This window comes from Paraburkholderia sp. IMGN_8 (genome assembly GCF_038050405.1).
Taxonomy (GTDB): Bacteria; Pseudomonadota; Gammaproteobacteria; order Burkholderiales; family Burkholderiaceae; genus Paraburkholderia.
Genome location: NZ_CP150900.1, coordinates 4,247,006 through 4,260,774, shown reverse-complemented (window position 1 = coordinate 4,260,774; position 13,769 = coordinate 4,247,006). Strand labels below are relative to the sequence as shown.

3 protein-coding genes are annotated in these 13,769 nt (G+C 59.3%); all 3 read left to right on the top strand.

Going from position 1 to position 13,769, the window contains the following annotated elements; all coding sequences use genetic code 11:
* The 3 genes from WN982_RS19300 to WN982_RS19290 are packed head-to-tail and all read left to right on the top strand — an operon-like array spanning nucleotide 1 to nucleotide 13,687.
* Entirely contained in the window at nucleotides 1-5,115 is a 5,115-nt protein-coding gene (locus WN982_RS19300; RefSeq protein WP_341313501.1) for a class I SAM-dependent DNA methyltransferase, read from the top strand.
* A 56-nt stretch (nucleotides 5,116-5,171) separates the two neighbouring features.
* A complete protein-coding gene (locus WN982_RS19295) occupies nucleotides 5,172-11,594 on the top strand; it encodes a DEAD/DEAH box helicase (RefSeq protein WP_341313500.1) in 6,423 nt (2,140 codons plus the stop codon).
* The gene (locus WN982_RS19290) at nucleotides 11,591-13,687 is read left to right on the top strand and encodes a UvrD-helicase domain-containing protein (RefSeq protein ID WP_341313499.1); all 2,097 of its coding nucleotides are present in this window, start codon (nucleotides 11,591-11,593) and stop codon (nucleotides 13,685-13,687) included. The genes WN982_RS19295 and WN982_RS19290 overlap by 4 nt, the downstream gene beginning before the upstream one ends.
* Nucleotides 13,688-13,769: the final 82 nt, after the last annotated feature.

Below are 13,769 nucleotides of genomic sequence, written 5' to 3'. Positions count from 1 at the left end.
ATGCCCGTCCTCGACGCCGTACAGACCTTTGCTGGCATCACCAACGAAAACGAGTTCTACAGCCACACCTACCTCGCCGAAGTCTTCAAGGGCGACATCAGGGAGCGTCTGACCGAGTGGGATGCCGAGGAGTCCCAGCACCTTGGCGATGAATCGCACCGCGCGCCATATAAGCGCCTGCAGGGGTGGGCACAGCGCTGGTTTGCGCTTCGTGGTCAGGTTGCGCGCGCCCGTGATGAACATGAGCGCTGGCAGCTCTTCGTGCAGATGCAGACCGGCCTGTTGCATGCTCTTGGCTTTCGCCAGCCGCCGCGCACGCTAACGCTGCGCGAGTTCGTCACGGGGCTACCAGTGCCGGTCTGGGATGTGCAGGGTGCGCGCCTTGCCATCATTCCTGCCTACCACCCGGGCGCGGAAAACGACGAGCTCCTCGACCACGAGCTCGCTGCGTTCCATTATGAGGGTGAGCCAGTGCCCGCCGAGTTGCGCAATGAGACATGGGCAGCGATGTTGTCCGACGCCGTGTTCGGCGCTGACAGCCCGCCACGCTATGTATTGCTGGCCGGTCTTGACGAGTGGCTGCTGCTTGACCGCTACAAGTGGCCGAATAACCGCGCACTGCGCTTCAACTGGGCCGATATACTGGACCGCAAGCACGCCGACACGCTCAAGGCATGCGCAGCGCTGCTGCATCAGACGTGCCTCGCCCCCGGCGAGGGCATCAGCTTGCTTGAGAGCCTGGATAGCAACGCGCACAAGCATGCGTTTGGCGTCAGCGAAGACCTCAAATATGCACTGCGCGAGGCCATCGAAATCCTTGGAAACGAGGCTGCGCGCCAGCTCGATGAACTTGCCACGGGTAGCAAGAAGAGCATCTACTCCGGCGCCTACAAGCTCGATGCCGGTACGTTGAGTCTCGAATGCCTGCGTCTCGTGTACCGGCTGCTCTTCATGTTTTACATCGAAGCGCGACCGGAGCTGGGGTATGTGCCAATCCAAAAGAGCGAGGTCTACCTCAAGGGCTACAGCCTCGAAAGCCTGCGCGACTTAGAGACGCAGCCGCTCACCACCCAGCACGCGCGAGAGGGCAGATACTTCGACGTGACGCTGCGGCGACTGTTCAGACTGGTCGCCCATGGCTGCGGCACGGCGAATCAGCAAAACTTGCATGAGGTAGTTGAAGGTGCAATGGACATCTTTGCGCTGGCACCGCTTGACAGTCGCCTGTTCGACGACAGTACCATGCCGTTGCTTGACAAGGTCCGTTTCCCGAACGAAGTGTGGCAGCGAGTCATCCGCCTGCTGTCGCTTAGCAAGGCGCAGGGGAAAGGGCGTCGCCTTGGTCGCGTGAGCTATCAGATGCTTTCAATTAACCAGCTGGGTGCAGTCTACGAGGCTCTGCTCAGCTACCGCGGCTTTTTCGCCGAAGAAGACCTGTACGAGGTCAAACCCGCGCCGAAGAAAGCGAGTGCAGCGAGCACCAGTGACGACGACAACGGCGATGATAGCGACTATGGCGACGACACTACTACCGACCGCCGCGTGCGTGCCAACGATTCCGACGCCGACAAGCTCGAAAATGCATGGTTCGTGCCACGCAGCCGCATCGAAGAATACCGCGACGACGAAAAGGTCTACGACGTCAACGAGAGCGGCCGTCGCAAGCTGCGCATGTATCCGAAGGGCTCATTCATCTACCGCCTAGCGGGCAGAGACCGGCAGAAGAGCGCAAGCTACTACACGCCCCAGGTGCTCACGCAGTGCCTTGTAAAATACTCGCTCAAGGAGTTGCTGGCCAGCGAGCGCGTGAAATGCGCCGATGATATTCTGACGCTCACGATATGCGAGCCCGCAATGGGCAGCGCGGCGTTCCTGAACGAAGCGGTCAACCAGCTGGCAGAAGCCTACCTGGAGCGTAAACAGGCTGAACTAAAGCAACGCATTCCACACGATTCGTACCCGCAGGAACTGCAGAAGGTGCGCATGTATTTGGCTGACCGGAACGCGTTCGGCGTGGACCTGAACCCCGTTGCCGTAGAGCTAGCCGAGGTGTCCATCTGGCTGAACGCCATTTATGGCGGCGAGGACGAGCAAGGCAGGCCGTTGCCGGCACGTGTGCCTTGGTTCGGTTACCAGCTTTTCACCGGCAACAGTCTCATCGGCGCCCGCCATCAGGTGTTCAGAGCCACCGCGCTGGTCAAGGGCGCCAAGCCTGCGTGGCATGAAGAGCGACCGCGGCGAGTGACTGCGGAGTCCCCGCGTCAGCCAAATGAAATATGGCACTTCCTGCTGCCGGACCCAGGCATGGCGGACTACGCCGACAAGGACGCAAAGAAGCTGTACCCGCAAGATTTTGAGCGCCTGAAAACTTGGCGCAAAACCTTCACCGCACCGCTGGCAGAATTTGAGATTGCGCGCCTGCAGCAGCTCAGTGCACAAGTGGACGAATTGTGGTTGGAGCATGCCGAAGCGCTTGCACGTGACCGCAGTCGCACGGAAGACGTACTGAATGTATGGCCTCACAAAGAGGATGCAAAAGGAGCCGGCGTCGGTCGCATCAGTCGCGCCCAGAAGGACACCATCCGCCGCGAAGGCCTGCTTAACGAAGACGGCGACCTCGCAACACCGTATCGACGTCTGAAGCTGGTAATGGATTACTGGTGTGCGTTGTGGTTCTGGCCCATTACCGAGTCAGTGCAACCGCCGAGCCGCGAGCAATGGTGGATTGAGATTGGTGCCATCCTCGAAGGCAACGTAATTGACGTGTTCCCACAATTCGGCTTGGACCTGCAAGCTGCCGAACCCGACCAACCCCAAGCGGTGATTCCGGAGGTTCAGAGCAGTCTGATTGGGTTCGAGACTCAGTTGCCTCTGACTGAGTCGGCAGCGCAACCGAGGTTGCATGACAAGTTTGGCCAGTTGCGCATCAGCAAGCTGCGCCAGCATTTCCCGCGCGTGGCGACAATAGAGGCCATTGCCGACGCGCGCCGTTTTATGCACTGGGAACTTTGCTTCGCGGACGTGCTGCTTTACAACGGTGGCTTTGACCTGATACTTGGGAATCCACCTTGGATTAAAGTCGAATGGAACGAGGCGGGCATTCTGGGCGAGCGCAATCCTATTTTCGCGATTCGAAAAATTAGTGCGAGTGACTTGGCCAAACTCCGGGCGGAAGCATTTGCCCGCTTCACCGGTCTACAAGCGGAATGGCTTGGCGAACTGCAGGAATCAGAGGGGACGCAGAATTTCCTGAACGCTACGCAGAACTACCCGCTACTCAAAGGCGTGCAGACCAATCTGTACAAATGCTTCATGCCAATGGCGTGGAGTTTGAATAGTGTGAATGGTGTGACTGGACTGCTCCATCCCGAAGGGCCTTATGACGACCCGAAAGCAGGTGCGCTGCGCGAGGCAGTCTATGCACGATTGCGTCGACATTTCCAGTTTATAAACGAAGCGCATTTGTTTGCTGAAGTCCACAACCTCACCAAGTACAGCATTAACATTTATGGTGCTGTGTCGACGCAGCTTGGCTTTGACCAGCTAGCTAATCTGTTCGTGCCGGCCACGGTGGACGCGTGCTACCAGCACGACGGCCAAGGTGCGGTTGGCGGCTACAAGAACGAGGCCGGTCAGTGGAACATTCATGGCCACAGTGACCGCATCGTACGCGTAGACGAGGAGGCGCTTGCTACGTTTGCCCAACTCTACGACGAACCGGGCACACCCGCATGCCGCGCGCGTCTGCCCGCGTTACACGCCACCGCCTTGAGCAGCGTGCTAAAAAGGCTCGCCGCTTATCCGCGCCGACTCGCGGATTTGCGAGAGGATTATCTTTCTACAGAAATGTGGCACGAAACGATGCAGCAGCATGACGGCACTATTACGCGCCGGCTTGCTGGCGACAATGGTTTCGCAGCAGCGCCTGAAGATTTGGTCTTGTCTGGACCGCATTTTTTCGTAGCGAATCCTTTCAACAAAACGCCATTCAAAGCATGCACTTCCAACAAGGCCTACGCTCAGCTAGACCTTACTACCTTGCAAGATGACTACCTGCCGCGCACCAATTATCGGCCGATGACCGACCGTGCAGAATATTTGCGCCGCATGCCACGCGTGAGTTGGGTGTGTGATGGCGAGGCTGAAGGAAGGCCTGCGAGTGATTTTTTCCGCTACGTGCATCGGCGCCGAATCGGCTCCTCCTCTGAAAGGACCCTCAGTTGTGCGATTGTCCCGCCGGGGACAGCTCACGTTCACACGGTTCTGTCGCTGACGTTTCGTTTCCCCCAGAATCTGGTTGACACAGTTGCCACGATGTCTTCCGTTGTTGCGGATTTTTTCGTTAAATCGACGGGGCTCGGGGACCTTTATGCTTCGACATTGTCGCGAGTTCCACTCGTCCATTCGAGCGGTCTTGCTGCTCGCGCCCTAGCACTCAACTGCCTCACGGCCCACTATGCGCCTCTGTGGGAGGAAGTGTACGACGTAGCATTTGCCGACCAAGTCTGGAGTCATCCAGGCAACCCGCGCCTGCCGCAGGATTTCTGGCAAAACCTCACCGGTACTTGGACTCGTCACTCTGCGTTACGTAGCGACTACGCTCGCCGAATGGCTCTTGTGGAAATCGACGTACTGGTGGCACAAGCCCTGGGGTTGACGCTTGATGAACTCCTGCTCATCTATCACGTGCAATTTCCAGTAATGCAGGGCTACGAGCGGGACACCTGGTACGACGCGAACGGTCGAATCGTCTTTACCAATAGCAGGGGCCTGATAGGTGTTGGTCTACCACGCAGCGGGAGCCGCAGCACACCGAAGACGCGCATCGTGACCCCGGACGGCAAGTCACGGGATGGCAACTTCGGCTGGGAAGACCTCTGGGCCTATGTCGCTACAGCCGCGGACGACAGCGAGGATGTTGTCAAGGTAGGAGGCAAACCGAAGGTTCCTGATGGAACTGTCTTTACGCAATGGGTAACCGATGACACGCTTCCAGGCGGCCCGCGCACCGTTGAGCGTATCTATGTGGCGCCCTTCGCCCGAGCCAATCGCGAGGACGACTATCGCACCGCATGGGCTGTGTTTGCGCCGGCGTCGATGAACGAGCATGGGTAATCGTTTCGGCGCAAACTAACGCGCCAGTAGAGGCGCCCAACAGGAAGAAGTAAAAAATGCTGCCTTCGCTGCTTGCAAGAGATATTCAGACTGGCCTGAAGCAGTTCCTCATATCGGCGTATGAACCGGCCGACTCGTTCACCCATGGCTTGATGAGCCGATTTGTTGAAGGGAAGGACGACTGGCTCAAGGGCCCGTATGTGCAGATTGGCCTGCCGTTCAGCACCGGTACGGCCAGCCGTAAGTTCTTCAGCACCTTCGACACGCAATACGAGGGATTCAGCCACCAGGAAAATGCCTGGGAGCGCCTCTCTAGTGACCGCAAGGCGCTGAGCGCGCTAGTTGCTACCGGTACCGGCAGTGGTAAGACAGAGTGTTTCTTGTACCCGGTGCTCGACCACTGTGCCCGTGCGCGCCAGGCCGGCGAAACGGGTATCAAGGCGTTGGTCATCTACCCAATGAACGCGCTGGCGTCCGACCAAGCGCGGCGTATCGCTGAACTGGTGGCTAAGATGTCCACCTTCGCAGGACTGCGTGTTGGCCTGTATGTCGGCGGCCAGATAGCATCTCCCGGTCAGGGGACTGTGATGATGCCCGATAGCGTCATCACCGACCGCGAGACGTTACGCAAGAACCCGCCGGACATCTTGTTGACCAACTACAAGATGCTCGATTACCTGATGCTGCGCCCGAAGGACCAGCAGCTATGGGCGTCCAATTCGGCGACCACATTGCGCTACGTGGTGGTCGATGAACTGCACACCTTCGACGGCGCCCAAGGCACGGACCTCGCGCTGTTGCTGCGCCGCCTGCGCGCGCGCCTCCGGATACCGGAGAATTATCTTATCTGTGCGGGAACGTCAGCGACGCTCGGCGGCGCGTCAGATGCTGGTCCATTGCGGCAATACGCAGAAGAGGTATTTGGCGCGGCTTTTCCGGAAGACTCGGTTATCACCGAAAGCCGCCAGTCGATGGACGATTACCTCGGCGATTCGACGGTCGATTACATGTTTGCCTATCACCCGGAAGTGATGGAGCATCTCGACCCAACTCACTATGCCTCACCCGAGGACGCCGTCGCAGCTTGGTTTCCGCTTTTTTTCCTGGGCGCAGCTGAGCCGCCAGATGTGCGCAACGTCGAATGGCGTCGGAAACTCGGGACACTCCTCAAGCGCCACCAGCTGTTCGTCAACCTGCTCAGGCTCGCCAAAGACGGAACTGTCAGCTACCCGGACCTGACCGATGCCTTCGCGCGCAGCATGCCGGCGGCAACTACCGATGAAGTTAGCAAGGTGGCGGACGCACTCTTGGTGCTCGTTGCTTGGGCACGCCGGGAACATGACTTACCGCTAGTTACCCTCCGCATCCAGCTCTGGATACGGGAACTGCGCCGCATGGTCGGCAAGCTCAGTACCGTTCCGGAAGAGGTCAAGCTACGCAGCGAGCGTGACTTGCCGGGCGAGCGCGACGGCGTCTATCTTCCGATGGTGCAGTGCAGCCAGTGCCGCACGACCGGATGGCTGTCTCGTCTGGTCCAGGGCAGCTCACGCTTGTCCATCAAGCTCGACGAGATTTACAACACATGGTTTGGGCGCCGACCCGAGGCCACGCGACTATATGCCTCCAAGAGTATCGGGCAGAACAACCGTGTTGATGGCACGCATAGGTGTGTATGCGTGTCCTGCGGGACCATGCAGTCGTCCAGCGAAGCCTGTGTCGCTTGTGGTTACCAAGAGATGCTCGAAGTCTTCCAGGTGATGGCTCAGCGCACCCAGATGCGAGGTGAGACCCAGTTCACGCTGCATGACACTACCTGCCCGGCATGCGGCGAAGACGACAGGCTACTTCTGCTCGGTGCCAGGAGCGCGACGCTTGGCTCGCAGATTGTGGAATCCAGCTGGGCCAGCGTATACAACGACGACAAGAAGCTCATCGCGTTTTCGGATTCGGTGCAGGATGCCGCACACCGCGCCGGGTTCTTCGGCGCCCGGACGTTCATGAACAACATTCGCACGGCCTTGGCCCATGTGATGGATGAACTGCAGACATCTGTTATGCCTTGGAGCCAATTCCTGGTTCAGGTAGAGCAGCGTTTCGGAACGAAAGATTCAGAGCTCTGCATGCCACCGGAGAGGCTGGTTTCGGAATTCATCGCGCCGAACATGACTTGGCAGCGGGATTGGGCGGTGGAGCTGCTACAGCGTCAGCGGCTGCCGGCCGAGAGCAAACTGCCCGAGCGCGTGAAAAAGCGCTTTCTCTGGCAGGCCTACAGCGAGATGACGTACTACAGCCAGCGCGGGCGTACGCTCGAGCGGACTGGCAAGGCTGTGCTGTCGGTGCCTTGGGAGGATGTCGAGGCAGTAGCCGCCGCGCTGACCTCAGCCTTTATCGAGCAGTACGGTCTTCGCGACCTGACGGTACACACTGTGAGCCAGTGGCTGTGGGGTATGCTCACGCACATGCGCCGGCGTGGCGGTGTCATGCACCCTGAATTTGCCGCTTATGCGGGTGATGGCAAGACATGGGCGTTGGTCAATCTTGGGGGGCGCTCTGAATGGATGCCGGGAATTGGCGATTACACCGCGCGGCCGATATTCCTGACCCTTGGGACACAGAGCGGGTTTGACAAACTGACCAATCCGCGACGGCCCACTTGGTACGACCGCTGGGCCTACGTGGTGCTGGGGCGCGACACGCTTCTGCCAAACGGCATCGCGCCGGACCTGTACAAGATTGCTCTTGCTGTTCTGCGCGATACAGGCCTGCTGGTGATGACACAAAATCACCAGGGCGACACCTTTGCGCTAAATCCAGACCGCCTCTGCTTGTACCAGGACGTCGCATTTATCGCGACCGACGGCAGCAAGCGGCGGCTGTCCGTACCCAGCGCCTGCGTGGAGCGCCTTCTCGGCATGCCGTGTCTCGACGCTCCGGAATTCATCTACGAGCTGCAGGTGCCGGATGCCGCCAGCTGGTGGGCAAAGCGCTTCAGTCAGGCGAATTTGCGTCGGGTCATTGCTGCTGAGCACACCGGCCTGCTCGAACGCAGCGAGCGCGAGGACCTAGAAAGTCGGTTCAAGAGCAAGCAGCCGAAGCCGTGGTACGAAAACCTGCTTTCGGCCACGCCGACGCTCGAAATGGGGGTGGACATCGGTGACCTCTCGTCCGTGATGCTGTGCTCGGTGCCGCCGAACCAGGCAAGCTTCCTGCAGCGTATTGGTCGCGCGGGGCGCCGCGACGGTAATGCGATGGCGACGACGTTGGCCGATGGCGCTAGCCCGCACGACCTGTATTTTTTTGCCGAAACCGGCGAGATGCTTAGTGGTGAGGTCGCGCCGCCCGGCGTGTTCCTGGGAGCTGCGGAGGTTCTTCGCCGCCAGTTGTTCGCCTTCTGTATGGACGACTGGGTTGCCAGCCTGACCAATGCCAATGCCCTGCCAGAGAGAACCTCGCAGGCACTTGATGCGATGGAACAGGTAAAGCTTGACCGCTTTCCGTACGTGTTGCGCGATTACGTTCTGCAGCACGAGCAGCGATTGCTCGAAGGTTTTATCAGCCTGCTTCCGGCAGCTATCAGGAACAATGAAGCAGTCTGCGCGCGGTTAACTGACTTCATGCAGGGAGAGGGTGATTCTGATGGATTGAAAATCAGGTTGCTGAAATCCCTGACCGAACTGCTGGAAGAGCGTCGTACGTACAAGAAACGTAAGGACGAACTCGACAAGCTCAAAACCAAGCTCCAGCAGCGCCCTCAGGATGAGGCCACGCGCGAAGAAATCGACCTGCTGCTGCGCGAGCGCGACAAGCTGCTGGAACTTATCAAGGAAATCAACGGGCGCGACCTGCTTAACACGCTGACCGATGCGGGGCTGATTCCAAACTACGCGTTCCCTGAATCTGGCATCGAGCTGAAGTCGGTGCTGTGGCGCAGGCGCGGCTCGGACGAACCCGGTCAGGGGGGATACGTAACCCTGAATACGCTCAAGTACGAGCGCCCGGCCCAATCGGCACTGTCCGAGTTCGCCCCGGAAAACCGCTTTTACGCGAACCAGCGTCGAGTTGAGGTCGACCAGATAAACATGAGTCTGGCGAGGACAGAATCGTGGCGCTTCTGCCCGTCGTGCCATCACATGCAGAATCTGGACATCGAACCGGACGCCCATATGGTTTGTCCACGCTGCAGCGATGCAATGTGGGCCGATGCCGCTCAGAAGCGCACGCTGTTGCGCTTCAAGCAGGCTATCGCGAACAGCAACGACCTCAAGGTCCGTATCGACGACAGTGTCGAGGACCGTGAGCCGAAGTTTTATGTCCGGCAACTGATGGCGGACTTCGCGCCAGAGAATGTGCGCAAGGCCTGGAAAATCAGTACCGGCCAGTTGCCATTCGGTTTCGAGTTCATCGACCGGGTGACCTTTCGCGATGTCAATTTCGGCGAGCTGGCCAAAAACGGCGAAACCTTCAAGGTAGCTGACAAGGCCACAATGCGCCCCGGCTTTAAGCTATGCCGACATTGCGGCAAAGTGCAGAAGCCACCGCGGCGTAATGGCGATGCGGCGGAGCAGAATCACAGCTTCGATTGCCCGAAGCGGGAAAGTAACGACCCGGTGGACCTGCTCGAGTGCCTGTATCTGTATCGCGAGTTCGAATCCGAGGCACTTCGTATCCTGGTGCCGTACACGAAGAACGGTGTCGATGAGCGGGTGGTCCAGTCCTTTATGGCCGCGGTTCAGCTGGGCCTGAAAAAGCGCTATGGCGGCAAGGTTGACCACCTGCGCATGGTGCTTCAGGACGAACCCGGCAAGGACGGCGGACCGCGTCGCTACTATGTCATGCTGTACGACTCGGTCCCGGGCGGGACGGGGTACCTGCAGGAATTGCTTGAGCAAGGTGCGAAGACGCTAGGTGACGTGTTGCGCATGGCGTTGCAGGCCGTCACATCCTGCCCGTGCAACAACGACCCGGAAAAGGATGGCTGCTACCGTTGCGTCTACCAGTACCGCCTTGGCCGGAGCATGGACCTGGTCTCCCGCGACACAGCGAAGGCAGTTCTGGGTGAGCTGGTGGGGGCGCTCGACAAGCTTCAGTCCGTCGAAACCATCTCCGATATATATATCAACCCAAACTTCGATTCGGTACTGGAGGCCCGCTTTCTGGAAGGGCTGAAACGCCTCAGTGGTGTCGGAGGCCTGCCGATTATCAAGCTGGTTCAGGACGTGGTAAACGGCAAGGCGGGTTATGTGCTCGAGGTCGGCAGCCAGCGCTACCGGATTGAACCGCAGTGCAATCTGGGTAGCGAAGATGGCGTGGCGATAGCCAGCAAGCCCGACTTCGTCATCTGGCCGTGGGCCGCTTCGACCAAACGCCGGCCCATTGCCGTGTTCTGCGATGGCTGGACGGACCACCAGAACTGTTTGCGCGATGACGCCGCAAAACGTAGCGCAATCGTGGCGGGCGGTCGCTACTGGGTTTGGTCAGTGACGCACAATGACGTGGCCGCTGCACTCAAAGGCGAACTCGACACTGACCTCGATTCGGCGCTGGTCTCGATGGGCCGCCATGACGGCACTGGGGCTCCTGCGAACGTTCCCCGGGCGCAGGAAAAGGCGTTCACCCACCATGCGCTGGCCCGTCTTCTTGCATGGCTTGCCTCGCCCGCATCGCAGGACGACGACCTCGGACTCAAACAGTTGCAGCGCAATGCGCTGTGGCTGGGTTTCCTGATGGTGCCGAATAACCGGGAAGACAGTGCAGCGTGTGAGCGTGCCAAAGCCCAATGGGTACACCGCCTGCCGGAGCATGTACGGGAGGCCGGCAGCGGATTTGCGCCGAGCGTGTCGAAATCACGGGATGCCCTCTGTAGTTATTTCGGCAATTGGCCGCTGGTCCTTGCCAAAACTGGGCTTGAACGTGCATCTACTTGGTCTGCACCCGGTGCACTCGTTCTGGAGGACCTCAGTGTCGAGAGCAAGGACGCCTTGCATACGGCCTGGCGCCAATGGTTGCACGTGTTCAACACAACCCAGACATTGCCGGCCGTGTGGCTCGTGACGACTTCCGGTCTGGATGCACATGACTACGCCGTGCTGAGCCCGTTCGCGTCGGAAGGCGTCGCACCGGCCCAGCCGTCTGTCGCGACTGCGCTGGGCGGAGCATGGCAGGAAGCGCTTGGACAAGCTCTCGACGAGATGAAGGCCGGGCTGCAGAAGCTGGCTCAGGCGGGTGCGCAGATACCGGAACTAGGCCTCGAACTCACTGACGAGAAGGGTAAGGTCGTCGCGGATGCGGAACTCTGCTGGGGCAAACGGAAGCTTGCAGTGTTGCGTGATGACCAGTCTGACCTGGCCCAAGAGTGGGCAGCGGTGGGGTGGACGGTGCTGGTCCTCGATGAATCAATGGCCAGCATTGATGGGAACGACTGGGTGTCCGCCGTTGCAGTTAAGCTAGACCTCAACATGCCGAACGAGGAATCACAGTGAGTCTTAAGCCGAAGGTTGCCCTGAGCAGCGAATTCCTAGCTCAGCTGGCGAAGCTGCCGTCCAGCATCCATACGAAGGTCCTGAAATGGGCCATCGGGTTTCAGACCAACCCGACGAGTTCTGGTACCAACTACGAGAACATCAAGGGTGCGCGTGACCCCAACTTGAAGTCCGTTCGCGTGGACGGTGACTGGCGCGGCATCGTCTTCAAGCCGTCGTCCGGTGATGTCTACGTGTTGCTCTACGTTGGCCCCCATGACGAAGCGTACCGCTGGGCAGAAAACCGCAAGCTCACCATCAACCCGATTACCGGTGCGATGCAGCTGATAACCCTTGAACAAGTCGAGCAAAAGGCACCGGCGATTGAACGTTTTGAATCGGCCGAGCTGGCACCAACAAACGTGGTGCCGACTGCGTCGCCGCTCTTTACCACACTCGACGACCGAGAGTTGATGAGTCTTGGCGTTCCTCTGGAGCTGCTGGGAGCAGTGCGTTCGATTGCCAGCGACGCCGAACTCGATGCAATGCAAGACCGTCTGCCTGTCGAGGCGTACGAGGGACTGTTCCTCGTTGCGGCGGGCGACACGGTCTCCCAGGTCCTGACGGCGCGGGAAAGCCGCGTCGACAAGGTTGTCGATACCGAGGACTTTGCGACTGCGTTGAACACGCCCGAGTCGCAGTCGCGGTTCGTCGTCGTCGACGACGAGAACCTCGCGGCCATTCTGAACGCGCCGCTCGTGCAGTGGCGTATCTTCCTGCATCCGTCGCAGCGCAAGCTTGCCGAAGGATACCGCAGCGGCCCGGTTCGTGTACTGGGCGGCGCAGGCACAGGCAAGACGGTACTTGCAATGCATCGCGCACGATGGCTTGCCGAAAACCGCAACGGCGATGCGCAGAAGGTCCTCTTCACCACGTTTACGCGTAACCTTGCGACCGATATCGAGCAAAACCTGCGCACGCTGTGCAGCGCCGCTACGCTCGAAAAACTGGAAATACGAAACCTCGATGCCTGGGTGCATGGCTTCATGAGAAGCAACAAACTCGAACACCGTATCGTGTATGAGCGACAGCAGGACGGCCCGCGGCAGGCATGGGAAGCAGCTCTCGCCGTGAAAGACAGCAGCCTCGACCTGCCGGAAAACTTTTATGAGCAGGAGCTTGAAAAGGTCATCCTTGCTCAGGGGATTACGACCATTGACGAGTACCGCAAAGCGCGCCGCACTGGTCGTGGGGTGCTGCTCAGCCGCGCGAAGCGTGATGCCGTTTGGCCCGTCTTCGACGAGTACCGAGGCCAGCTCGCCTCCCGCAAGCTCAAGGAAGTGGACGACGCATACCGTGAGGTGGCGTCAATGCTTGACGCGGACAAGTCGCTCGCCCCACTTTACAGTTCCATCGTCGTCGATGAGACGCAGGATTTTGGCCCACAGGCGCTGAGATTGCTGAGAGCGATGATTGCCGAAGGGCCGAACGACCTGTTCTTTGTTGGCGATGGCCACCAGCGCATCTACAGCCGTCACCGGGCGGCGATGAGCAAATGTGGCATCGACATTCGCGGGCGTTCCAGAAAGCTGTACATCAACTACCGGACGACTGACGAAATTCGTCGTAAAGCAGTCGCACTTCTTGAAGGCGTGGAGGTCGATGACCTCGACGATGGCCAGGACGAATCGAGCCGCTATCGCTCTCTCACACACGGCCCGGCGCCGGCCGAAGTTCATGCTGTCGGAATGGAGGAGGCAGGCGAGCAAGTCCGGGAGTTCCTGCATCAGTGGCCTAAGGAGGATGATGGTCAGCCCCCTCGCAGCTATTGCGTGGTGGCCTCCAGCGAGAAGGACCGCGGCACCCTTGCGCTCCTGCTGCAAAAGGCCGGCGAACGGACCGTCACGATTACCGCGCAGAGCAACCACACCGAAGAACAAGGGGTGGTGCACATGGCGACGATGCACCGCGCGAAGGGCCTCGAGTTCGACTATGTTGCCGTCGTGGCGCCTAGTTCGTACGTTGGGGAGCAGGGCGAAGACAGCAACAGAAGACAGTTGCTCTACGTGGCGCTAACGCGAGCGAAGCGTGGGGCGATTCTGGTCTTGTGCTGATTTGAGAACGAGGATGCGAGGGTGAAGGAATTCGACTTGCACATACCTTGGTCAAAAAATCGGCAGTGAAATAAAAGCCTTT

Coding starts and splice junctions, on each gene's coding strand:
- WN982_RS19300 (WP_341313501.1), top strand. CDS start 1: ATGCCCGTCCTCGACGCCGTACAGACCTTTGCTGGCATCACCAACGAA.
- WN982_RS19295 (WP_341313500.1), top strand. CDS start 5,172: ATGCTGCCTTCGCTGCTTGCAAGAGATATTCAGACTGGCCTGAAGCAG.